Genomic DNA, 25,336 nt, shown 5'->3' with positions numbered 1-25,336 from the left:
CTCACAAATTTACATTTTTTATAAATGTTTTCTCCTTTTTTATTTGACAGAATTTTTAGAGTTAGTACTTTTGCGCAAACCTAAGAACACCATGAGTAATACTAAATACGTTTTTGTCACAGGAGGCGTAACTTCATCCCTTGGAAAAGGAATAATTGCAGCATCTTTAGCCAAACTATTGCAAGAAAGAGGCTTTTCTGTAACCATTCAAAAATTAGACCCGTACATTAATATAGATCCAGGTACACTAAACCCTTATGAACATGGCGAATGTTATGTAACTGATGATGGTGCAGAAACCGATTTAGATCTTGGTCATTACGAGCGTTATTTAAATATTCCAACTTCTCAAGCAAATAATGTAACTACAGGTAGAATTTATCAATCTGTAATAAACAAAGAGCGTAAAGGAGAGTTTCTAGGAAAAACGGTACAAGTTATTCCTCATATTACAGATGAAATAAAACGCAGAATTCAGCTTTTAGGTGAAACGGGCGATTATGACATTGTAATTACAGAGATTGGTGGAACCGTTGGTGATATCGAATCTTTACCTTATGTAGAGTCTGTTAGACAATTATTATGGGAAAAAGGTTCTGAAAATGCAATTGTTATACATTTAACATTAGTACCTTATTTAGCTGCTGCTGGTGAGTTAAAAACAAAGCCTACACAGCATTCTGTAAAGATGCTAATGCAAAGTGGTGTAAGCCCAGATATATTAGTATGTAGAACAGAACATGAAATTTCTGACGACATTAAACGTAAACTTGCTTTATTCTGCAACGTTAAGAAAGAAGATGTTATACAGTCTATAGATGCAGAAACCATTTATGATGTACCAAATTTAATGTTAGAACAAGGTTTAGATACTGTTGTTTTAAATAAATTAAAACTTTCTTCTAAAGGTGAACCAGAATTAAAAGTGTGGAATCAGTTCTTACAGAAACATAAAAACCCAAAACACGAAGTAGAAATTGCTTTAATTGGTAAATATGTAGAATTACACGATTCTTACAAGTCTATTACAGAAGCTTTTATTCATGCAGGTTCTTCTAATGAGACTAAAGTAAAAGTACGTTGGGTACATTCAGAAGGCTTAACTCCAAAAAATGCAGGAAAAAAATTAGAAGGTGTTAATGGTATTTTAGTTGCCCCTGGTTTTGGAGATAGAGGTATTGAAGGAAAAATTAGAGCTGTAAGATATGCAAGAGAAAACAATATTCCTTTCTTCGGAATATGTTTAGGAATGCAAATGGCAGTTATAGAGTATTCTAGAAACGTATTAGGTTTAGAAAATGCGAGTTCTACAGAAATGAACAAAAGCACCAAATACCCTGTTATTAACTTAATGGAAAGCCAAAAAGATGTTACAGAAAAAGGTGGAACCATGCGTTTGGGTGCTTGGGATTGTGAATTGAAAGAAGATTCTAAAATATTTAAAGCCTATAAATCTAAATTAATTAGCGAACGCCATAGACACCGTTTCGAATTTAATAACGATTATTTAGCACAAATTGAAGCTGCAGGAATGAAGGCTACAGGTATGAATCCTAAAACTGGTTTAGTAGAAGTGGTAGAAATACCTTCTCATCCTTGGTTTGTTGGTGTGCAATATCATCCAGAATATAAAAGTACGGTGTTAAAACCACATCCTTTATTTGTAGATTTTATTAAAGCTTCTTTAAAACAGTCTAAAAAATAAATTTATTGCGTTAAGCGCTCTCGATATTTCTTATTGAAAAAACAATAATTCTTTCAAAATAAAATATCGAAAGCACTCAATGTGACATTTTTAAATTAGGAACACTATTTGAACTACTAAACATAGTAACAATAACAGTAGTAAAATAAACTAAAATACATACAGTTTTGCTACATTTGTCGCCTTTTGCTTTTTACAAGAAGTAGAAAAATGACAAATTGACATTTAAAAAAACATAATGGAACAAAAAAAATTCGACTTAAATTCTTTTATTGGATTGATCTTATTAGGAGGAATCATTTTCTGGTGGATGAGCACACAAGAACCAGAAATAGATGAAACTAAAACTACTAATACAGAAATAGTAGATGCTTCAAAAACAACAAACAATGCTAATACAGCTGTTGTTAATGAAACTGCATTTGAAAATGATTCTATAAAACAAATTGCCCTTAAGAATAAATTAGGTGCCTTTGCCCAAAGTGCTATTAGTGCTTCTCAAGGAGTTTCAATTCTAGAAAATGAAGTTGTAAAATTAACAATTGATAATAAAGGTGGACAAATTAAGGAAGCTTTAATTAAAAACTTTAAAACCTACGACTCTCTTCCTTTATATATGATAAAAGATAATAATGCATCTTTTAACATTAATTTTGGTACAACAGACAATAGAATTTTAAATACTAAAGATTTATTTTTTGAACCAACAATTACTACAAACGGAGACAACCAAATTGTTTCTATGAGGTTAAAGGTTTCTGAAAATCAGTTTTTAGAGTACAGATATGAAATGATGCCTAAAAAATATTTGGTAAATTTTTCTATTCGTTCTCAAGGTCTTAGTAACGTATTAAACTCTTCTAACCCTATTAACTTAGACTGGTCTTTAAACGGATACAGACACGAGAAAAGTTTAAAAACAGAGAATACAATGTATTCTAAACTTTATTTTAAATCTGAAAGTGAAGTTGACGATTTAAGTCCTAATGAGTCTGAAATTGTAAACCAATTAGATTGGGTTGCTTATAAACAACACTTTTTTACTTCTAATTTATTAAGTGAAAAACCGTTTAACAACGCAACAATAACTTCTACAGACTTAGTTTTAAACGAAGAAATAGATACTGTTTACACTAAAAAATATCAACTAAAAACTCCTTTAGAATTATCTAATGGAGAATTAAATTATAACATGAAATGGTTTTACGGCCCAAGTGATTATAATTTATTAAGTAGCGAACAATTTGCAGGAACAGATTTAGACCAAACGGCAGATTTAGGTTGGGGAATTTTTGGTTTCTTAAACAGAACTGTATTTTATCCTGTATTTAATTTCCTTAAAGGATTTTTATCTAACTACGGATTAATAATTATTTTAATGACAATTGTTGTAAGATTAATTATGTCTCCTTTGGTTTATAAATCTTACCTATCTAGTGCAAAAATGAAGGTAATTAGACCAGAATTAACTGCATTAAATGAAAAATATCCTGGTAAAGAAAATGCTATGAAACGCCAGCAAGAAACCATGGCTATTCAAAGAAAAGCAGGTGTTAGTATGATGTCTGGTTGTATACCTGCATTATTACAGATGCCAGTATTTTTTGCTTTATTTAAGTTTTTTCCAACAAATTTATCTTTAAGACAAGAAAGTTTTTTATGGGCAAATGATTTATCTTCTTATGATACAATTTTTAAACTTCCTTTTAAAATTCCTTTTTATGGAGATCACGTAAGTTTATTTCCAATTTTAGCGTCTGTTGCTATTTTCTTTTACATGAAAATGAACCAGAGTCAGCAAGCAAACATGCAAGCACCAACGCAAGAAGGTATGCCAGACATGAGTAAGATGATGAAGTATATGATATACTTCTCTCCTATTATGATGCTGTTTTTCTTTAATAACTACGCAAGTAGTTTAAGTTTATATTACTTTATTTCTAACTTATTAACGATTGCTATTATGTTGGTAATTAAGAATTTTGTAATCGATGAAGATAAAATTCATGCTAAAATAGAAGAAAATAAAAAGCGTCCTGAGAAGAAAAAAAGCAAATTTAGAGAAAGAATAGATTCTGCAATGAAACAAGCGCAAGAACAACAAGCACAACAAAAGAAAAAGTAATTTTCTTTAAAAATATTAAAAGCCGAAACATAAAAGTTTCGGTTTTTTTTTGCTTGAAACGTATATTTACGAAAAAAAGTATATCTTAGCTATACGGTAAAGAACTCTAAAATCCTTTACTTCCCCTAAAACAATACTTTATGATCCCTAAATCTAAAAGTAAATGGCTTATGCCATTTATACTGCTATTTATAACTTTAAATAGCTTCTCGCAAACAGTAATTTTAAATGAAGATTTTTCAACAGGATCTGGTACTACACCTCCTTCTGGTTGGAATAACATACTAAATTCTGGAACTTCAGGACAAATATGGAACTTCTCAGATACAACGCAACCAGTAACGGTAGATGGTGGATTTAGTGGAAACTATGCTATATTAAATAGTGATGGTTATGGAAATGGAGCTTCCCAAAACGCAACACTTACTTCTCCTACTTTCGACACTAGTACTTTTACAAGTCTAGATCTTAGTTTCAGTAACCAATTTAGGTTTTATGCCACTGGTGAAAGTGCTAGAATAGAAGTATTTAATGGTTCTACTTGGACAACAATAGATACCTACACTGCTAATACAGATTACCCTACTTCAGCAGTTAGAACCTATAATATTTTAGCAGCAACAAATGGGGCTACAAATGCAAGAGTTCGTTTTACATATATTGGTGCATGGGGATTTTGGTGGGCAATAGATAACGTAAAAGTAGAAGGAACTTCTAGTGTTGCTCCTACAAGAATACCAATTACAATCACTGCAGATGCTAAGTCTAAAGAGTTTGGGGATGCAGACCCTACTTTAACCTACATAATTACTTCAGGAAGTTTAGATAGTGGAGACACTTTAGTTGGAGGATTAACAAGAGATGCAGGTGAAGCTGTAAATAATTATAATATAAACCAAGGAAGTTTATTAAACGTAAACAACCCTAAATATGATATTACATTTATACCCGCTATTTTTTCTATTAGCTCTAAAGATACAGATGGCGATTCTTATCCTGATGACGTTGATGTTGATATTGATAACGATGGAATATTAAATGAAGATGAAAGTTGTATTATACCAGGAGCTGCAGAACCAGAAATAGATAGAATTAAATATTCAGATGCAGGTTATGATATTTACGTTATTGGTGGTAATACAAATAATGGTAACGGATATAAGGAATCTGGTTTCGAAAAAGGTGCATATGCTAAAGGTTTAAACTTAACAGTATTAAATGGAACTGATGATTTTAGTTTTTCTGTTGTTGGTGGTCAAGATAATGCAGCTTCTAGTGCTGGTACATTTGCTAATGGATCTTTATCATATACTACAAATGCTAATACAGCTGGTCGTAGAAATGAATTTAGAGAGACAACCGGAGGAGAATTTAGATCTGGAACATCGGGTGACGCTTTATATATTAAACCTTCAATTAAATTAACTGTAGGTGAAGTTTACTCAATAGATATCGATTTTAACACAGCTGTACATGCTTTTAGTTTCGATTTAGTAGATATCTTAGACACCACCCAAAACCCAGCAGATTTACTAGTTAGGTATGAAGTTTATGCAGATTCTAAACTTATAGCATACTTTGAAAGTGGTTTTATTGGTGATAATGCTATTGCAACAGTAAATATTTTTGATGGTAATGATATTAGTAGAGGTACAATGGTTGTGGGACAAAATACAGAATCTACCATTGGTTTTGTTTCTTCTACAAAAGTTAACGAAGTTTCAATTGTTCATAAAGTATTAAATGGTACTGTTTCTGGGACTTTTGTTGATTTACATGGTATGGATAATTTTGTATACAGTACAGAAGATATTTCTTGTTTATCAGATAGTTTAGATTTTGATGGAGATGGTATACCTAACGAAAAAGATTTAGATTCGGATAATGATGGAATACCAGATAATATAGAAGCACAAACAACTATAGATTATATAGCTCCTAATTATATTTATACTTTAAACGGATTAGATACTGCCTATGGAACAGGTTTACAACCTGTAAACACAGATGGTATTGATACTGCCGATTTTACAGATTTAGATTCTGATAATGATACTTTATTTGATCTTGTGGAAGCTGGTTATGCTAGTATAGACACAGATGGTGATGGTAAAACAAACGGAACAGTTGGAATAAACGGATTAGACAATACGCTATATCTTGCAGATGATTATGATGATGTAAATGCTAGTATTAATAATCCTAATACAGATTTACCAGATTTAGATAACGATGCTTTAACTATTGGAGATGTAGACTACAGAGATACACACGCTTCTGGTACACCAATGATTACACAATTCTATTTAGCAGGTACAAGCAGAGTTATAGAAATAACAAATATTCACCCTACAAATAGTATTTTGGCCAATACTATAGAATTATCATTATTTGAAAATAAAGCAGGTCCTCAAACCTCTATAACTCCAAATAATTTATTTACAATTCCGGTAGCATTAGCTCCAGGAGAATCATTATTAATTACCAATAGTGCTTCTGCATTTACAGGAACATCAAATGATGGAATTACTACAATACTAGGTGCAAATGATATTTTAGTCCTTTCGCATCCAAAAAGTGTTATAACAGGAATAAATGACTGGAAAAACAGGTATGAAAGCGCAATAAATCTAGAAAATGATAAAATTTACGTTAGAAATGACGCTATCCTAACAACTAACAAAGATTTTAATTCAGATGAATGGATTGTATTTGTAAATGAAGGTTTAGACCCTTATAGAGATGTAGATTTGGGTGGACCAGAAAGACATCCTCATGCACCATTAATATCTGAAATAAATACTACAGACCCAGAATCTAACTTAAAATTAGGTGTACATAGAACAAGCCCTACAGTAAGAATAGGTTCTGCATGGTCTAATGGTTATCCAGATAGAAGTAGAAGAGTTATTATTGATCAAGATTTTGTTAGCTCATCAATATTAAAAGCAAAAGAACTTACTATAAACTCTGGGAATAAATTAACAATTACAAATAACTTACTAGTAGTTTCTGAAGAAATAACGTTTGGAAGTGCAACTAGTGAAATTAGATTAGCCAATGGTTCTCAATTAATACAAACACATACAACAGCTTCTAAAATTTCTGGATTAGGTAAATTATATATAGATCAGAATTCTCCAACACCTAGTACATATAGATATAACTATATGAGTTCTCCTGTTGGTGGCGCTAGTGGTTACACGCTACAGAATGTATTAAAAGACGGTACTACAGTTACATCAGCAACTTCTACACCTCTAAATATTGATTTTGTTAGTGGTTATGATGGTGCTACTTCTAGCCCTATTAAAATTTCTGACTATTGGATTTATACATATGCAAGCGGAAACGGACAGCGTTCTAATTGGGAACAAAAGAAAAGTACAGGTACTATTCCTGCTACAGATGGTTTTACATTAAAAGGACCAGGAAGATCTCAAAACTATACATTTGTAGGTACACCTAATGATGGTAATTTAAATACTGCGGTTGGTGGAGATCAATCTTATTTAGTAGGAAATCCATTTCCGTCTGCAATAAGTGCTAAAAAGTTTATAGAAGACAACAAAGATTCTACAACAAGTACTTTATACTTTTGGCAACACGCAGGTGAAGAAGATACTTCAAGTGCAGAAGCTGGTCATTCATTTAATGGTTATATAGGTGGTTATGCTACAAGGAATATTTCTATGGGCGTTGCAGCAAATTCTCCTTCATTATCTGGTGCTTTTGATATTAATATGGAGGCAATAAACGGCACAACTACAGGAACAAACACAAATGATGGAGGTAATGATGTTGTTTTATTAAATGCAATTGGTGAATATGTAGAATTCTCTAGAGCTCCAAGAGCAGTAGAAGCATTAACAATAAGTTACAAATCTATAACGCCAGCTATCGTTAATTTAAAGGTTAATGATATTACAATAGGTCAATATACTTTACCAGCATCTGGCGTGTACACAACATATGTGTTTACAAAATGTATAGAGGTTAATAGTAATTTTACTATCGAATCTTTAAATTTATTAAATTTATACATATCTAGTATTAATCTTAAAGATGATGACGGACAAGTATCGTGTGAACCAAGTGCTGGTTCAGCCGCAGCACCTACATACACAGCACCCTTAGACTATATTGCTGTAGGACAAGGATTCTTTATTAGTGGAGATGCAGATGGAGGACCAATTACATTTAACAACAGCCAAAGAGAAAACATTGCTGAAGGTGCAAAATCTACATTCTTTAAATCTAACATTAAGCATAAGAAAAAAGCTGACGCTAGAAAAGTTTTACCAATATTAAAACTTGGTATGAACTACACAGGTAATGAAGGTATAAAGTTACATAGACAGATAGGAATTTCTTTTAAAGTAAATAATTCTTTTAAATACGATAGTGGTTACGATAGCTATACTTTTGATTTATCTAGCACAGATTTTTATTGGAAATTTTCTGAAAACGATGAGAAATATGCTATTACAGGTGTACAAACTATTACCGAAGACTTAGAAGTTCCTTTAGAAATAATTGTAGCTACAGATGACACAATAAGTATAGAAATTGATGAATTAAATTTTGACTATACAGAACTTTACATTTTAGATAAACTAGAAAACAAATACTATAATATTAAAGAAGGAAAAGCAGAAATTGCATTAATAAAAGGAGAGTATAAAGATAGATTCTTTTTAACATTTAAAGAAAGTGTAGTTTTAAGTACAGAAGACAATATTATTCTTAACAACGTATCATTATACTATGATAAAAACTCAAAAGAAATAAATGTTAATTTAAAAGATAATCTAGAAATTGAAAGTGTGAGATTATATTCAATATTAGGTCAAGAAATTAAAACATGGGAATTTATTTCAGATAAATTAAATGATAAAAAATTGAAAGTTAACAATCTTTCAACTGCGGTTTATTTAATTAAAATAAAAACAAATAGAGGTGATGTTTCCAAGAAAATACTAATTAATTAGTATTTTTTTACGAAAAGGAGAATCTTTAAGATTCTCCTTTTTTTTTTATAATAATTCCTTTAATTTTAAAATTGTAACCGCTATATCTTCTTTCTTTGTAAACTTAGAAAATGAAAAACGAACAGAAGTTTTATCTTCTTCTCCATTAAATAAAATTTCCGATAACACATGAGAACCTATATTACTTCCGCTTTGGCAGGCACTTCCACCAGAAACAGCTATTCCTGCCATATCTAAAGTAAATAGTAGCATGTCGTTTTTTACTGGGAAACGTACGCTTAAAATAGTATAGCTACTTCTCTCTATATCTTCTGAAACACCATTAAATTGTATCTCTTTTGATATTTTTTTTAATTCAGAAATAAAATAAACTTTTAAACTTTCTATATATTTTTCATCTTCTAAAAGAGAATTATAAGCAATATTTAATGCCGCATTCATTCCTAAAATTCCATGTACATTTTCTGTACTAGACCTTGCTCCTCTTTCTTGATCTCCACCATGAATCATTGGTAAAATACCAAATCCTTTTCTAAAAAAAGCAAAACCAACTCCTTTAGGACCATGAAATTTATGCGCACTAGCTACCATAAAATCTACATTTACTTTTTGTAAATCTATTGCGTAATGCCCAATTGCTTGTACAGTATCAGAATGAAATAAAGAATTATATAACTTACATAAATCTGCTACTTTAACTATTGGCAGAATAGTGCCAATTTCATTATTAATCATCATTAAACTTACTAAAGTTTTTTCTTTAGATGATTTTAATAAAGATTCTAAATGAAGCAGATCTATAGTACCTAATGTATTAACATTTACATATTCTATAGTAATATTGTTATTTTTCTGTAAAAATTCTGAAGTATGTAAAACAGCATGGTGTTCTATTTTAGAAGTTATAATTCGAGTAACACCTAAATTTAAAACGGCATTTTTCAAAATTAAATTATCTGCTTCTGTACCACTTGAAGTAAAAACAATTTCTGGTGCAGAAACATTAAAATGTTTTGCAATATTTTTTCTTGCAGTTTCAATACTCGATTTTGCTTTTCTACCAAATTGATGCGTTGATGATGGATTTCCGAAATTTTCAATCATAGAAGTTTGCATAACTTCTATCACTTCATTGTCCATTTTTGTAGTTGCTGCGTTGTCTAAATAAATAGCATTCATAAGATGAAAATAATTTTATTTTACGAGACTGTATTTTGAAAAATATAAACCTCTGTTGCTCCTAAACCATATTGTTTATAAGAAGCATCATAATGTTTAACAGGGTATTTATTTAAAAGAGATTGTAATTCAGATTTTAAAACTCCTTCTCCTACTCCATGAATAAAGACAATTTTAGAAATTCTTTTCTGAATAGCGAATTCTACTTTTCTTTTTGCTGTATCTAATTGAAGGTTTAACATATCATAATTATCTAAACCTTTAACAGATTTAGTAAGCTTATTAATATGCAAATCTACCTCCATTATAACTTCTTTATTTTGTTTTTTAAAGAGATTTTTCTTCGTTTTAGATTCGCTAATTTTTTCCTTTAAGAAACCATTATTAATGTCAGAAAATTTTGTTAGCTCGTGCTGTTCTGTTTCAATAACAACTAATTCATTTTCGTTGAAATTAAAAATCATTCCGTCTGTAGTTTTAATCGAAATTAAATCTTTAGCAATAGCCGTAACTTCTCCTTTTAAAACATCATCTAAAACAGCTACCTTATTACCAATTTTAAAACTCTTTCTTAACATTATCTTAATTCAATTTTAAATATAAGCTTCTAACTTTACTACAAAAATAAGCATATGTCTAAAACTTCTATCATTTCTACAGAAAACTTCTTTAAACAAGCTTCAAAAAAAATACACTTAGAAGAAGATAGACAGAAAATACTCTTTAAAATTGCTGAAAAAATAGCTAAAGAACACATTAAAAACAATGAAGTAAACTTAAATTTTATTTGCACACATAACTCTAGAAGAAGTCAATTAGGGCAAGTTTGGGCATTTTTTGCTGCAGCTTATTTCGACTTAAATATAAATTGTTTTTCAGGTGGTACAGAAATAACGGCTTTTTATAGAAATACCGTTAAAACATTACAATATGTTGGTTTCGATTTTAACGTTGAAGATTTTTCTCACCAAAACCCAAAGTATTTAATTTCTTTTAAAGGAAGTAGAAAATCTATTTTAGGCTTTTCTAAAAGGTTTGATAATAAAATTAACAAAGAGCCATTTATTGCTATAACAACTTGTAATAATGCAGCTAAAAATTGTCCTTTTATACCAACCGCAATCGAAAGGTTTCATTTGCCTTTTACAGACCCGAAAGCATCGGACGGAACAAAAGAACAAGCAGCAATCTATTTGAAAACAAATGAACAAATTGCTGCAGAAATTTTTTATATTTTTTCTAAAATTAAAAATTTAATAGATTAAATTTCTAAATCCTTATCATAAGGAATGCTATTTAAAACGTGATTAATTACATTTACTCTAGCTTCCGTTTTTCTATTTGCTCGTATTACCTTCCAAGGAGAAATTTTTGTGTTTGTTCTCTTAAACATTGCATTTTTGTAGATTGTATATTGATCCCACAAAATTTGTGCTTTCTCATCTAACTTAGTCATTTTCCACTGTTTAAGTGGGTTACTTTTTATATCTGCAAAACGTTTGGCTTGTTCTTTCTTCGAAATAGACATATAAATCTTAACTAAATGAATACCAGACTCTAATATCATTTGTTCGAAACCATTTACTTGGTTCATAAAAATATCATATTCTTCTGGTGTACAAAAACCATTAACAGGTTCTACAACTGCTCTATTATACCAACTCCTATCAAAAAAAACAATTTCACCAGCTTTAGGAAACTGCTCTACATATCTTTGAAAATACCATTGAGTTTGCTCATCTTCTGTTGGTTTTGGTAAAGCTACAATTCTCATATGACGAGGATTTATACGCTCTGTTAACCTTCTAATTGCACCACCTTTTCCTGCTGCATCTCTTCCTTGAAAAACAATTATTATACGTTCGTTATTATTAATTGCCCAAGTTTGTAAACGAATAAGTTCTACTTGTAATTTTTTTAATTTTCTTTGATAATCGACATATCTTAAACTTCTTTCTATATTTAATGGCGTTTTAGACAGAAGTGCTAGAAGTCCTTTTTTTGTAGTTAATTTATTTAATTCTTGTGTAGTTAATTTTCTTTCCATAACATTAATCGATATTAGTGTTAGACCTAAAATAACGCATTACAACGTTAGGATCTGGTGTTAATGTAGTTTTTGCCTCTTCTTTACCTTCGTAATTAAACTGCGATATTACATGCCTCATTGCTTCTAATCTTGCTACTTGTTTGTCGTTGGTTTTAATCATCATCCAAGGACTGTATGAAGTATGTGTTTTAGAAAACATTTCAGATTTATAATGTGTGTATTTGTCCCAAAGCGTTTGTCCTTTTTTATCCACCGGACTAAATTTCCAACGTTTTAAGGGGTTTTCTTTGCGCTCTTCGAACCTTTTTAATTGTTCTTCTTTAGAGATTGATAGCCAAAATTTAATTATAATTACACCATCCTCATACATCATATGTTCAAACTCTGGCACTTGTACTAAAAATTCTTTGTATTGTTTTTGAGTACAAAAATCCATTACAGGTTCTACCACTGCTCTGTTGTACCAACTTCTATCAAAAAAAACAATTTCACCAGGATTTGGTAATTCTTTTATATAACGTTGAAAATACCATTGTCCTTTTTCTACTTCTGTAGGTTTATTTAAAGCGACTAATTTACTAGAACGCGGGTTTAAATGTTCCATAAATCTACGAATGTTCCCACCTTTTCCTGCTGCATCTCTTCCTTCAAAAATTACAGCAACACGTTTGTTTTCTTTAGAAATCCAACGTTGTAATTTCACCAATTCTATTTGTAGCAAACGTAGCTCTTCAGTATATAAAAGTGTTTTATTAACTTTATTATATAAATCGCTTTTGCCTTTAATTAGTTCGATAAGATCTTTGTTACTTTCTAAGTTTTCAAAATCTTCTGTAGTAAATGTTTTCTTTGTACTCATAGGTCTTTTTTCGAAACTTAAAAATATTACTTTTTTTCCTAAATAAAGTTAAAAAAACATGATTTTAAGTAAGTTATTTTATATTTGTTTTCTATGAAAAAAAACATATTAATTTTATTTATATTTTTTACAATAAGTCTTTTTTCACAGGAAAAATTTTCAAGAGAAATTAGCTTTATTACAGATAACGACTTGTATACTTCTACTTATGACGACAGATATTATACTAACGGAATGTTTTTTTCTTATAAATATCTATCTAAAGAAAAGAATGAAAATTTAGAAAAGAGAATTTTAGAATGGGAAATTGGGCACGAAATGTACACACCTAATAAGGCTGTTACACTTAACATAAATAATCATGATAGGCCTTTTGCTGGTTATTTATACGGTAGTTACAGTATAAATAGAGTTTATAAAAACAAGCAATCTTTTAAAACAACCTTGCAATTAGGTGTAATTGGTTCTAATGCTTTTTCGAAAGAACTACAAGACTTCATTCATAATTTGTACGGTTTTACAAAAGCTGTAGGTTGGAAGCATCAAATAAAAAATGCACTTGCTTTAAACTTTAATGCGGAATACAATACTTTTTTAGGAAAAGACAAAACAAATCATTTTGATATTTCTTGGATTAACAATGCAAAAATAGGTACTGTTTACACTAATATTTCTTCTGGTTTTTTAGCTAGAATTGGTTTTAAACCGCTACAATCTATGATGAATTCTATTGCATTTAAAACAAATATTAACAATAAAAACACTTCTTACTTTAGAGAGATAGAATCTTTCCTTTTTATAAAACCAACTTTAAGATATGCTTTTTATGATGCAACCTTACAAGGAAGTTTTTTAAGTGCTAATAGCGAAATTACAAACGAGTTGGTTCCGTTAGTTTTTAACGTTGAAATTGGTTTAAAATTTAGCGTAAATAGATTTAATTTTGGGTATACCTTTAATTATAATACAAATAAATCTAAAGATTTAAAGTTTGATAACGGACATAAATACGGTTCTATTAATTTTAATTATTTATTAAAATAGCTTTCGATCTAAAGTTTTATTAAACCTTAAATTTATTCAATAAAAAAATCATCTTTAAAACCAATTAAATACAACTTTTCTTGAGCCCTTGTAATTGCAGTATATAACCACCTATAATATTCTTTAGAAACACCATCTGGTAAATACGGTTGTTCTATGAAGACGGTTTTCCATTGTCCTCCTTGAGATTTATGACAAGTCATTGCATAAGAAAACTTTACCTGTAAAGAATTAAAAAATTTATTCTTCTTAATGGCCATAAATTGTTTGTACTTAGATTTTTCATGGGCATAATCTTCCTTTACTGCTTGGTATAATTTATTAGATTCTTCATAGGTTAAAGATGGGCTTTCGCTGGTTAAAGTATCTAATAGCAATACTGTTTCAAAAGGATGCATTTCTGGGTAATCGATCATTCTAATTTCTACTTCTGCAAACTTAAAACCATACAATTCTTTAATAGAAAATATTTTTAAAACTTCACAAATATCTCCGTTTGCAATAAACCCTGCAGTAGAAGATTCTGGTAACCAAAAATAATTGTTTTTTACAATCATAATGTAATCTCCTGCCGAAATTTCATTTTCTTGCCCTCTAATATTGTATCTTATTTGTTGATTATATTCGTTTGCTCTTTTGTTAGAACGTACAATAAATGCAGTATCCTCTACCCCATCACTTTCATAAGCTGTAACAATTGCATCTTCAATATCATAACCATCTTCTAATCTTTTAATATCTGCAAAACCTACATCAAACTGAAAATTATCACCTTCATTTCTTAACAACAATCTTAACGCAGTTGCGTTTGCTAAAATACCAGAATCTTCATGTTGTCGCATTACTTCATCTAACTCTATTTCTGTTACTTGCTTATGAAAATCATAGGTTAAAGTATCTAGTTCTAAAGCCGGTGAAACATCTAATTTTACAGGTGGAAGTTGTGCTGTATCACCAATAAAAATTAATTTACAGTTTACACCAGAATAAACATAAGAAATTAAATCGTCTAATAAAGAGCTAGAATCAAACAATTGTTGATTCTGTTTACCATCTGGAATCATAGAAGCTTCATCTACTATAAAAACAGTATTTGTATGCTTATTTGGCTGTAAAACAAATGCTACAGAACCATTAGACTGTTTTTTGGGAAAGTATATTTTTTTATGAATTGTAAAAGCAGGCTTCTTAGAATACAAAGCAATTACTTTTGCTGCTCTACCTGTTGGTGCTAATAAAACTGCTTTTCTACCAGCCAACCATAAAGAATTTACAAATGTACCAATGGTAGTTGTTTTACCTGTACCAGCGTATCCCTTTAGAAGGAACAGGGCATCTTTATCCTCGTTAAAAATAAAATTACTAAGCAATTCTAATAACTTGCGCTGTTTTACAGTAGGTTGATGAGGAAATTTCTTTAACAATTCTTTGTTAAAATCTGCTGGTATTTCTATCATAAATTAATTAAAGTAGCAAAGATACGTCGATTTGTAAATAAAAGTTTTTATCATTAAAAAAAAATTGTAGATTTGCGATAGGACTATTAAAAAAAAACTTTAAAAATGGGATTATTAGGAATGATTTTAGCTGCAATTTTAGGTGCAGTTCTTATAGCTATCGTTATAGTTAAGTATTTACCTTTAAAATTAAGATGGATCGCCTCTATTTTATTGTTATTCTTAGCCGTATACTTAGGCTTTAAGATTTACAATGGAGTTATGGAGCCAATTAACTTTAATAATGATAAAGTTAAAAGATATTCTAAAGTAGTAGATAACCTTAAAATTATTAGAGATGCAGAAGTAAAGTATTACGAAGCTACTGGTAATTACACTAAAGATAAAAACTTACTAATTAAATTTGTAGATTCTGCAAAACTTGCTTTAACAGTAACAAAAACAATAGTTGAGACTGTTAATAAAGGTGGTGGTATTACAGATGAAGTAGAAAAAAGAGTAATAGATACAATTGGTTATGAACCAGTTTTAAAATACTTTAAAGATAGAGACTACAAAAACATGTTTAAAGTTCCTGGTTTAAAAGGAGTACAATATGAATTAGAAGTAGGTACAGTAGAAAAAGTACAAGGTTTAGTAGTACCAACTTTTATGGCTAAGACACCTAAGAAAGCTCTTTTAGAAGGGATGAATGAATCTTTAGTAAAACAAGAATTAGAAATTACAGCAACAGATCAAATTAGAGGAGAATACGTTTCTGTTGGTTCTTTAGACGAAGTTACAACTGCAGGAAACTGGCCACCTTCATATGACAAGAAAAGCATTAAAAAAGACTAGTAGTATTTCTTTGAATACTATTAAAGATAATAGAGTATCCATCCAATTTAATTTGGATGGATTTTCTTTTTGTATTTATAATACTGTGTCTAAAAAAGATATTTATTTCTGTGAATATGTCTTTGAAAATTCACAAGCAACACCAGAAAATCTTTTATTAGAAATTGAAGAGATCTTTAAAACAGATACCTACTTACAGAACGACTTTACCTCTGTAACTGTAATTCATCAAAATAATTTATCTACTTTAGTTCCTAATCCTTTTTTTAAAGAAGAAGAACTAATTTCTTATTTAAATTTCAACATAAAAACTTTAATAACAGATTTTATAACTTTTGATGATTTAGATGCGTTAAATTCAAAAAATATTTACGTTCCTTATGTAAATATAAACAACTATTTATTTCAGAACTTTGGCGAGTTTGAATACAAACATCACAGTACCGTTTTAATAGAAAAACTTCTAAAAGTTAATAAGAACAAAGAGAAAACAATGTATGTAAATACTTCTAAAACAACACTAGATGTTGTGGTTTTAGAGAATAACAAACTTTTACTTTCAAACACTTTTTCATTTAACTCTAAAGAAGACTTTATCTACTATATACTCTTTGTTGCAGAACAATTAAACTTAGACGTTAATATCTTTTCTTTATATTTTACAGGAAAAATAACATTGACTTCAGATATTTACAAAACAACATATAAATACATTAAAAACGTGTACTTCTTAGAAAGTACAAATACTATTTTTAATGAATTAAAAGTCCCATCACATTCTAACTTTATACTATTAGGCTCATGAGAATTATTTCAGGAAAATTAAAATCAAGACGTTTATCTGCGCCTAAAAACCTACCTGTTAGACCAACAACAGATATGGCAAAAGAATCTTTGTTTAACATCTTAAACAATACCTATTTTTTTGATTCTATATCTGTAATCGATTTATTTTCTGGTACAGGAAACATTAGCTATGAATTTGCCTCTAGAGGAACTAAAACTATTCATGCAGTTGATGCTCATGTAGGTTGTATTAAATATATAAATACAACTGCAAAAGAGCTAGATTTAGACATTAATACGTTTAAGAGTGACGTGTATAAGTTTCTAGAAAAAACGCCTTTAAAAAGCGATGTTATTTTTGCAGATCCTCCTTATGATTTTTCAGAAGAGCAATTTATAAAAATTGTAGATTTAGTTTTTGATAGAGAACTACTAAATGAAGATGGTGTTTTAATTGTAGAGCACTCTAAACATACAGATTTAACAAAACATTCTAAACACACATACGACAAACGTTATGGTGGTAATGTCTTTAGTTTTTTTGAAAACCCTTTAGAAGAAGATTCTGAAGAAGAAGAATAACTAAATTACTTATTATATAAAATATAAATTCTCGATACAATATGCCAATTGCATGTAGTATCGAGAATTTATGTTATAAAAATGTTTATTTAGTTCTTAATAATTAATGCAATACTAATTACATTAATGAAGTAATAATATCTGCAATAGAAATACCTTCTGCTTCTGCTTTGTAATTCTTTACTATTCTATGAGATAAAATAGGAATTGCTACTGCTTTTACATCTTCTATATCTGGCGAATACTTTCCGTTTACAGCTGCATGTGCTTTAGCTCCTAAAATTAAATTTTGAGATGCTCTTGGTCCTGCACCCCAATCTAAATAGCTTTTTACCATTTCTGTTGCTTGCGCAGATTTAGGTCTTGTTTTAGCTACTAAACCTACAGCATACTCTATAACATTATCTGCTACTGGTATTTTTCTAATTAATTTCTGAATTTCAACAATTTCTTCTCCTGAGAAAACAGAATTTACATTTTGAGTTATATTAGATGTAGTACTTTTTACAACTTGTACCTCTTCTTCAAAAGTTGGGTATTCTAAATTAATAGAAAACATAAACCTATCTAATTGCGCTTCTGGTAAAGGATAAGTTCCTTCTTGTTCTATTGGGTTTTGTGTTGCTAAAACAAAAAATGGCAATTCTAATTTATAATGGTTACCAGAAACCGTTACAGAGCGTTCTTGCATAGCTTCTAACAAAGCTGCTTGTGTTTTTGGTGGCGTTCTATTTATTTCGTCAGCTAAAATAATATTAGAAAAAATAGGACCTTTTATAAATTTAAACTGTCTATTTTCATCTAAAATCTCACTTCCTAAAATATCAGATGGCATTAAATCTGGCGTAAACTGAATTCTTTTAAAGTTTAAACCTAAAGCATCTGAAACTGTATTTACAAGTAATGTTTTTGCAAGACCAGGAACTCCTATTAATAAAGAATGCCCTCCACAAAAAACAGACAGCAACGTAAAGTTTACTGCATCTTTTTGACCAATAATTACTTTTCCTATTTCCGTCTTTAGAACCTCGAACTTACTTACTAGATTGTTTACCGCTTTAACGTCTGACATTATTTACTTGTTGCTTTTTTCCAATTTTTCTTAAAAGAACATTTTTTATAATCTTCTCCTAATTTAATATAAGTGTCTTTAATTTTATCTTTAGACCACTTTTCTATTGTTTCTTCTTTCTTCTTCTTTAAAGCAAGAGTCTGAATTTTTACATAATCTTCTACTAAATCTGCAGTATGTGTATCTGTTCTTTCTTTCATTAAAATAAACTTATACATCTTCTCTCCTCCTCTAGCTTCATCATAAAAAACATCCGTAAAACCACCTTGTTTTAAATCATTAACTCTTGCATACATTGCAGGATCCATTCTTGTTAAATCGAATTTTGTCTCTCCAGTATAACCGTTAATAATTACTCCTCCATTATTTTTAGAATCTTTATCTTCAGAATATTTTTTAACAGCTTCTTCAAAAGTAAGTTTACCAGCTTCTATATCTCTTTTAATTTCTTCTACTTTTAATTGAGTTTCCTTTAATCTAGATTCAGGAATTTCTGGTTGAAGTAAAATGTGAGATACTATTCTTGTGTTTCCCTTAATTTCATGTAATTGAATAATATGGTACCCAAAAAGAGTTTTAAAAGGCTTAGAAATCTCATTCTTTTCTAATGAAAAAGAAACTTCTTTAAACTCTTTAATAAGGTTAGCTTCTTTAGTTACTTGTATTTTACCACCATCTCTTGTAACTCCAGGATCTTTAGAGTTAATAATAGCTTTCATTCTAAAACTTGCTCCGTCTAAAATGTCTTTTCTAATTTGATTAAGTTCTGCAACAACTCTATTTGTTTCTTCTAATGTTGGTTCAGAATTTAGTACAATTTGAGCTAATTCTATTTCTGCTGTAAACTCTGGCAACTCATTTTTTTCTTTTAATCCGTTAAAATATAAACGAACTTCTTCTGGAGTAACATCTACTTTTTCAGTGATTTTAAACTGCTCTTTTTCTATAAGTTTATTTTCTTTTTGAACATTAAATAACTCGCTTTTTAAATCATCTAAATCATTAAAACCATAAGCAGAAACAGCTTTTTCTATAGAACCGTACTCTTGTGCGAAGTATTTAATGCTACTTTCTACTTTAGAGTTAATTTCTGCATCTGATACTGTTACACTATCTACAACTGCATGGTGTGACAGTAATTTTTGCTCCATTAACTGTTCTAACATTTCACAATCTGAAATTGTTCTTTTCCCTTCACTTCTTTGTTCTACTTCTTGCTTAAACTTAGCAATATCTGAATCTAAAACGATGTTTTTACCTATTACAACCGCTACTCCATCAATTTTAATTTGCTGAGCATTCAGTTGAAATGTTGTTGCTGTAAAAAGAACAGCTGTAAAAAGTAGTTTAGTATATTTTGAAATTATTGTTTTTTGTGGCATCTTTTACTATTAGTTTTTCAATCTCTCTTATTAACTCGATTTTACGTTTGTGTAAAATCATTTCTTTTATTGTTGGTTTAATATAGCTTAATGGTGCTATATCATTTCTATTTAAAATATCTTTTATAGCCACCAAATATAAACCTAATGAATCTTGTTTTTGAATGAATTTTGATTTTTTTAACAGATTTTCTTTAGAAAATGGTAGTTTTAACAAAACCTTATCTAATTCCGTCCAAGTAGAATCATTTAATTGGTACATTTTAAAACTTAATTGTTGTCTTTCTAACTCTTCTGCATCTTCAATATCATCAGATTTAAATAAGTCTATTATTTGTTTTTCATCATTCATTATATGGTTAAAAAACAAATACTTAGACTTCACTAACACTTCATTTAATTTAAAATTCTCTTTATTAGCCGTATAATATAGCTCAATTTCTTCTTCTGAAACTATAGTATCTAACCTTTGCTTTATCAATTCTTCCTTATAGTTATTTATAAGAAGACTTTCTTTATAATCTTGTACAAGTTTAGAAATATTTTCTAATGATTCTAATGTGTTGTTATTTGCAGCTTCCTTTAAAAATAACTTCTTTACTGCCCAATCTTGTATAAAACTCTTTACTAAGATTAAACTATCTTCTTTAGAAATGTTTCTGGGTAAAATATCTTTTAAATCGTTTTCAAATAACTTGTCTGTATTTACAGTTGCTACAATTTTTGATGTATCTTCTTCTTTTTCTAGAAACCCTAAATAGTTACAAGAATTTAAAAGTAAAACACAAAGACAAACAATTAATAACCTCATTATTTTTTCTCGTAAAATTTAATTAATCTCTTTAATTGTTTATTGCTAACCTTAATTTTATTATTTTTTCTTAAGTCTGAAATCCAATTTTTTTCTAAAAAAGTTTGGTAATCATTCATTACCTCTCCTTTTATGTTTTTTAATTCTTTAGAATTGTATTTTTCTTTATTGTTAGCATAATACGTTTTTAAACCTAAAGTATCTTTAGAAGACTTGTTCCATATTTTCTGCTGCATTAGCTCAAATAACAATAAACCATCTTCATATTCTTTTAAAGTATATGCATATTCTGGTTCTGTATAAACTAAATTTTCTTTGTAATAATTTAAAATTTCTTGATTCTTAAACATATCAAACAAAACATAAACAGGTATATGCCTTCTGTTTCTTATATACTTAACAAACGTTTCTTGTGTTATTTTCTTATCATTAATACTAAAAAGAGTATTTTGTAGAGAGTCTGCTTGCATTGCTCTAATATTATTTCTCTCTAAAATCTTCTTAGCCTCTTCATTATCTACAATAGAGTATGTTGCTTTTAATTTATTTATAACAGCAGTTTCAGACATTTGCATTCTAGAACTTCTTTTAATTTTTCCTCTAAGCTCGTTTTTTAATTCCGCAAAAGATTTTATAGGATGTTTTTTTAAAAGCTTTACAATATGCCAACCAAAACGACTTCTAAACGGTTTAGAAAAATCGCCAACATTCTCTATAGAATATGCAGCATCTTCAAATGACTTCACCATTCTTCCTGTTCCAAATTTATTTAATTTACCGCCATTCGCTTTAGAACCTTTATCATCTGAATATTCTTTAGCCAATACATCAAACACTTCTTTTTTCTGAAGTTTACCATAAATTTGGTCAATTTTATCTTTACCTATACTTGTTGTATCAGCAATTAAAATATGAGCTACTTCTAGTTCTCCTTTGGCTACTCTAAAATCGTCTACCTTAAGAATATGATACCCAAACTGACTTCTAAAAGGCATAGAAACTTCCCCAACCTTTGTTGTATAAGCTGCATCCTCAAAAGAAGAAACCATTTTAAAAGCATTAAAATAACCTAAATTACCATTATTTCCTTTTCTACCTGTTTTAAGATCATCTTGTGCAGATTTATCTTCGGATGTTTCTGCAGCTACTTTTTCAAAATCTTCTCCGTTAATTATTCTATTTCTAATTTTTACAATCTTATGGTATGCGATTAAAGTATCTTTTGGTATCGCATCTTTAGAAGTTCTAATTAAAATGTGTTTTGCTTTAACCTCATTCTTTGTTCTAAAATAAACCTCTTTTACCAAAGCGGTAATAAAAGTAGTGTCTTGTAAATAAGGTGCAGAAAGCTGATTTTTATAAGATGCTATTTCTCTTTTGTAAGAAGGCAATGTATCTAGCTTTATCTGGTAAGCTTCTTTTACCTTTAATATATAGTTAATATAAAGTTCTAAATTTTTAGTAACATCTTTAGCTTCTTCGCTATCTATTGCATCTAGATTTTTCTCATATATACGTTTAAAATCTGCTACTGTAGTTTTTTCTTTATTTATTGTAACTAAGGTTTTTTCATTCTGAGAAAAAACACCCATTGTAGTTAATAAAATACAAATTGATAAAACTCTCTTCTTCATAAACAATAATTATAATGATATGATTCCTTTTATTTTCTCTGCTTTATGATAATATGCAATTACTTCATCAGATGATTTTAGCTTCAAAATTATAGAAACACTTACATATTTACCTGTTTTAGATTTCTTTGTATTAATTACAGCACCTGTATTATCAAAAATACTTTCTACTTCTTCTACTTGGTTTTCTGTAGTTGGTACTATAAATTTATATAAGTATTCTGCAGGAAAATCTGTGGTAGCATCTAACTGCTCTTTTAATTTGCTGTAAAAATCGTTTTTATCACTCATAACAATTATTAATTTTATTCTAAACTATTTGAAAATTGCAAGACACAAAATTACATTAAAAATTAGTTTTATAAAGAGAATGATTTATTTTTGTAAAATGCAGGAAAAAATTGTTCTTATTGGAGGACCCGGAACAGGGAAAACAACTATTATTAACGAACTTATAAAAAGAGACTTCTATTGTATGCCAGAAGTTTCTAGAGAAGTTATTTTAAAAGCGAAGAAAGAAGGTATCGATCAATTGTTTTTAACAGAACCCTTATTGTTTAGTAAAATGCTTTTAGAAGGTAGAGAAGAACAATATTTTAAGTCTGCAAACCTAAAAGAAAAAATTGTTTTTTTCGATAGAGGAATACCAGACGTACATGCATACATGAATTATTTTGAAACAGAATACCCTAGTTATTTTTTAGAGAAAAGTAACGAATGTAAATACAGTAAAATATTTCATTTTTCTCCTTGGGAAGAAATTCATACAACAGACAATGAGCGTTATGAAACTTTTGAAGAGTCTGTAAAGATTGATACTTTTCTTATTGATGCTTATACAGAATTAGGTTATAATTTAATTAATGTTCCTTTTGGTTCTGTTAAAGAACGTACGGACTTTATTATTAAGTCGCTTTCTTGCGAATGATTATTTCACCAGAAAAAATCTTAGAGCAATATTGGGGATTTTCTTCATTTAGAGAACCTCAAAAAGAAATTATTACTTGTGTTTTAGAAAACAGAGATGCTATTGCTTTGTTACCAACTGGTGGAGGAAAATCTATCTGTTTTCAAGTACCTGCTTTAATAAAAGAAGGAGTTTGTATAGTTATTTCGCCTTTAATAGCCTTAATGCAAGATCAAGTAGAAAACCTTAAAAAGCGAGACATTAAGGCTGTTACAATTCCTTCTGGCAGCAGTCAAGATGAAATTGTTACCTTATTTGATAAAGTTAAATTCGGTCGAGTTAAATTCTTATATATTTCTCCAGAGAGATTACAATCTTCCTTAATTCAACAAAAATTAAAAGAATTAAATGTAAATTTAGTTGCAATAGATGAAGCGCATTGTATCTCGGAATGGGGACATGATTTTAGACCTTCCTACAGAAACATTAAAGTTTTAAAAGAACTTTTACCAGACATTACTTTTATAGCTTTAACCGCTACAGCAAATAAAAAAGTTCTTGCAGATATTTCTAATAATTTACAACTTACCAATCATAAAACATTTAAAAAATCTTTTTACAGAGAAAATTTAGCTTATCAGGTTTTTAAAATTGAAGATAAATTAGAACGATTACTTCAAATTTTTAAAAAGACAAAAGTACCAGCAATTATATATGTTAATTCAAGAAAAAAGACAGAAGAAATTTCTAACTTTTTAAAAGCAAATCATTTTAACAGCACCTATTACCATGCTGGTTTAACTGTTGTAGAAAAACAAACTGCTTTTAATGATTGGATGACAGAAAAGAAACCAATTATTGTTGCTACAAATGCTTTTGGCATGGGAATAGACAAACCCAATGTTGGTTTAGTAATTCACTACAACCTACCTACAAGTATCGAAAATTATGTACAAGAGACTGGTAGAGCGGGTAGAAATGAGAAAAAATCTTTTGGTGTTTTACTATACAATGAAAATGATATTTATTTACATAAAAAACAAACTGAAAACTCTATCCCTTCAATTTTAGAAATTAAAGAAGTACATAAAAAATTATATCAACATTTTAGAGTTGCAAACGGAGAACTTTTAGAAGAAACCTTCTCTTTTAACTTTTTTGAATTTTGTAAAAAATATAGTTTCCCTGTTTTAAAAACAGATGTAATTCTTAAATTACTAGTTAATTATGGTGTAATTGAATTAAATAATAGTTTCAATAAAAAATCGACCTTAAAAGTAATAGGAACACATTATTCTATTTTAAATTTTTCTAGGAATGACACCAATTTTAAGAATTTTATAAATGTACTTCTAAGAACATACGGTGGTCTTTTTGAAGATGAAGTAAAGATAAATGAGTTTTTTTTAGCAAAAAAAGCAAGTATAACATCTGTACAAGTTATAAAAAAATTAGAGATATTAGAAGCTCAGAATTTAGTAGAATACAACCAAGTAAATAGTAATATCGCTTTAAATTTTCTATTACCAAGAGAAGATGACAAAACCATTAATAGGTTTTCTAAAGAAATAAAACAATTTTTATTCTTAAAGAAAGAGAAAGCTACCAATTTTATTAATTTTATAACAAATAATAAAGTTTGTAGAAGTATACAATTACTTTCTTATTTTGATGAAAAAACAGCAACAACCTGTGGTATTTGCGATGTATGTATTGGTAACAAAAAAAGAAATACAAGTAATCTTTCATCAGAAATACTGTTACTTTTAAAAGAAAAAGAGCAACTATCCTCTAACGAAATTAGCAGTCTTTTAAATACTTTTGAAAAAGACATTTTAATACATTTGCAGACATTGTTATCTGAAGAAAAAATAACAATTAATAATCAGAATAAATTTCAACTAAAAATATAATT

General features: G+C 29.0%; 20 protein-coding genes. 10 read left to right on the top strand and 10 right to left on the bottom strand.

The window, feature by feature from the left end; all coding sequences use genetic code 11:
* Nucleotides 1–91 precede the first annotated feature (91 nt).
* The 3 genes from SHK09_RS09475 (at nt 92) to SHK09_RS09465 (ending at nt 8,821) form a co-directional block, all read left to right on the top strand.
* Entirely contained in the window at nt 92–1,705 is a 1,614-nt protein-coding gene (locus tag SHK09_RS09475; protein ID WP_319810532.1) for a CTP synthase, read from the top strand.
* Between the two features lie 238 nt (nt 1,706–1,943).
* Nucleotides 1,944–3,830: a membrane protein insertase YidC gene (gene yidC, locus SHK09_RS09470; protein ID WP_319810531.1), complete on the top strand. Its 1,887-nt coding sequence runs from the start codon at nt 1,944–1,946 to the stop codon at nt 3,828–3,830.
* Nucleotides 3,831–3,970: 140 nt separating this feature from the next.
* The gene (locus SHK09_RS09465) at nt 3,971–8,821 is read left to right on the top strand and encodes an MBG domain-containing protein (RefSeq protein WP_319810530.1); all 4,851 of its coding nucleotides are present in this window, start codon (nt 3,971–3,973) and stop codon (nt 8,819–8,821) included.
* A gap of 45 nt (nt 8,822–8,866) precedes the next feature.
* Here SHK09_RS09465 and SHK09_RS09460 read toward each other — a convergent pair whose 3' ends face one another.
* Both SHK09_RS09460 and SHK09_RS09455 read right to left on the bottom strand, forming a co-directional pair.
* Entirely contained in the window at nt 8,867–10,000 is a 1,134-nt protein-coding gene (locus tag SHK09_RS09460; protein ID WP_319810529.1) for a cysteine desulfurase family protein, read from the bottom strand.
* 20 nt (nt 10,001–10,020) lie between these two features.
* Nucleotides 10,021–10,578 carry a Smr/MutS family protein gene (locus SHK09_RS09455; RefSeq protein WP_319810528.1) on the bottom strand — a complete coding sequence of 186 codons (558 nt, stop codon included), beginning with the start codon at nt 10,576–10,578 and terminating at the stop codon, nt 10,021–10,023.
* Nucleotides 10,579–10,632: 54 nt separating this feature from the next.
* Here SHK09_RS09455 and SHK09_RS09450 point away from each other — a divergent pair, with 54 nt between their 5' ends.
* Entirely contained in the window at nt 10,633–11,265 is a 633-nt protein-coding gene (locus tag SHK09_RS09450; protein ID WP_319810527.1) for a hypothetical protein, read from the top strand.
* On the opposite strand, the gene ppk2 (SHK09_RS09445) is transcribed toward SHK09_RS09450, so the two are convergent.
* A complete protein-coding gene (gene ppk2 / locus SHK09_RS09445; protein ID WP_319810526.1) occupies nt 11,262–12,047 on the bottom strand; it encodes a polyphosphate kinase 2 in 786 nt (261 codons plus the stop codon). The genes SHK09_RS09450 and ppk2 (SHK09_RS09445) overlap by 4 nt on opposite strands.
* A 4-nt stretch (nt 12,048–12,051) precedes the next feature.
* The gene (gene ppk2, locus SHK09_RS09440) at nt 12,052–12,909 is read right to left on the bottom strand and encodes a polyphosphate kinase 2 (RefSeq protein ID WP_319810525.1); all 858 of its coding nucleotides are present in this window, start codon (nt 12,907–12,909) and stop codon (nt 12,052–12,054) included.
* Between the two features lie 93 nt (nt 12,910–13,002).
* On the opposite strand from ppk2 (SHK09_RS09440), the gene SHK09_RS09435 reads away from it, so the two are divergent.
* A complete protein-coding gene (locus SHK09_RS09435) occupies nt 13,003–13,953 on the top strand; it encodes a lipid A deacylase LpxR family protein (RefSeq protein WP_319810524.1) in 951 nt (316 codons plus the stop codon).
* A 32-nt stretch (nt 13,954–13,985) separates the two neighbouring features.
* Here SHK09_RS09435 and SHK09_RS09430 read toward each other — a convergent pair whose 3' ends face one another.
* Nucleotides 13,986–15,410 carry an ATP-dependent RecD-like DNA helicase gene (locus SHK09_RS09430; RefSeq protein ID WP_319810523.1) on the bottom strand — a complete coding sequence of 475 codons (1,425 nt, stop codon included), beginning with the start codon at nt 15,408–15,410 and terminating at the stop codon, nt 13,986–13,988.
* Between the two features lie 105 nt (nt 15,411–15,515).
* Between SHK09_RS09430 and SHK09_RS09425 the strand changes: the two genes are divergently transcribed.
* Genes SHK09_RS09425 through SHK09_RS09415 form a run of 3 tightly spaced genes read left to right on the top strand, consistent with a single transcriptional unit; the run spans nt 15,516 to nt 17,615 of the window.
* A complete protein-coding gene (locus SHK09_RS09425; RefSeq protein WP_319810522.1) occupies nt 15,516–16,247 on the top strand; it encodes a hypothetical protein in 732 nt (243 codons plus the stop codon).
* The gene (locus SHK09_RS09420) at nt 16,219–17,052 is read left to right on the top strand and encodes a DUF3822 family protein (RefSeq protein WP_319810521.1); all 834 of its coding nucleotides are present in this window, start codon (nt 16,219–16,221) and stop codon (nt 17,050–17,052) included. Before SHK09_RS09425 ends, SHK09_RS09420 begins: the two co-directional genes overlap by 29 nt.
* Nucleotides 17,049–17,615 carry an RsmD family RNA methyltransferase gene (locus SHK09_RS09415; protein ID WP_319810520.1) on the top strand — a complete coding sequence of 189 codons (567 nt, stop codon included), beginning with the start codon at nt 17,049–17,051 and terminating at the stop codon, nt 17,613–17,615. The genes SHK09_RS09420 and SHK09_RS09415 overlap by 4 nt, the downstream gene beginning before the upstream one ends.
* 118 nt (nt 17,616–17,733) lie before the next feature.
* Here the strand turns inward: SHK09_RS09415 and SHK09_RS09410 are convergent, their stop codons facing one another.
* The 5 genes from SHK09_RS09410 to SHK09_RS09390 are packed head-to-tail and all read right to left on the bottom strand — an operon-like array spanning nt 17,734 to nt 22,805.
* The gene (locus tag SHK09_RS09410; protein WP_319810519.1) at nt 17,734–18,687 is read right to left on the bottom strand and encodes a MoxR family ATPase; all 954 of its coding nucleotides are present in this window, start codon (nt 18,685–18,687) and stop codon (nt 17,734–17,736) included.
* The gene (locus tag SHK09_RS09405; protein ID WP_319810518.1) at nt 18,687–20,069 is read right to left on the bottom strand and encodes a peptidylprolyl isomerase; all 1,383 of its coding nucleotides are present in this window, start codon (nt 20,067–20,069) and stop codon (nt 18,687–18,689) included. The genes SHK09_RS09410 and SHK09_RS09405 overlap by 1 nt, the downstream gene beginning before the upstream one ends.
* The gene (locus SHK09_RS09400; protein WP_319810517.1) at nt 20,035–20,880 is read right to left on the bottom strand and encodes a hypothetical protein; all 846 of its coding nucleotides are present in this window, start codon (nt 20,878–20,880) and stop codon (nt 20,035–20,037) included. Before SHK09_RS09400 ends, SHK09_RS09405 begins: the two co-directional genes overlap by 35 nt.
* The gene (locus SHK09_RS09395) at nt 20,880–22,514 is read right to left on the bottom strand and encodes a peptidylprolyl isomerase (protein ID WP_319810516.1); all 1,635 of its coding nucleotides are present in this window, start codon (nt 22,512–22,514) and stop codon (nt 20,880–20,882) included. Before SHK09_RS09395 ends, SHK09_RS09400 begins: the two co-directional genes overlap by 1 nt.
* A gap of 9 nt (nt 22,515–22,523) precedes the next feature.
* On the bottom strand, nt 22,524–22,805 hold the full coding sequence (locus SHK09_RS09390) for a DUF493 family protein (protein WP_319810515.1): 282 nt from the start codon (nt 22,803–22,805) through the stop codon (nt 22,524–22,526).
* 97 nt (nt 22,806–22,902) lie between these two features.
* Here SHK09_RS09390 and SHK09_RS09385 point away from each other — a divergent pair, with 97 nt between their 5' ends.
* Nucleotides 22,903–23,442, top strand: a complete 540-nt coding sequence (locus SHK09_RS09385; protein WP_319810514.1) for an ATP-binding protein — start codon at nt 22,903–22,905, stop codon at nt 23,440–23,442.
* Nucleotides 23,439–25,334 (top strand): ATP-dependent DNA helicase RecQ, encoded by a 1,896-nt coding sequence (locus SHK09_RS09380; protein ID WP_319810513.1) that lies wholly within the window; start codon nt 23,439–23,441, stop codon nt 25,332–25,334. The genes SHK09_RS09385 and SHK09_RS09380 overlap by 4 nt, the downstream gene beginning before the upstream one ends.
* The last annotated feature ends 2 nt before the right edge of the window (nt 25,335–25,336 follow it).

Origin of the sequence: Polaribacter sp. PL03, assembly GCF_033875165.1 — a bacterium.
GTDB lineage: Bacteria > Bacteroidota > Bacteroidia > Flavobacteriales > Flavobacteriaceae > Polaribacter.
Note: the sequence above shows the minus strand (reverse complement) of the source record. Positions and strands in the feature narration are given on the sequence as shown.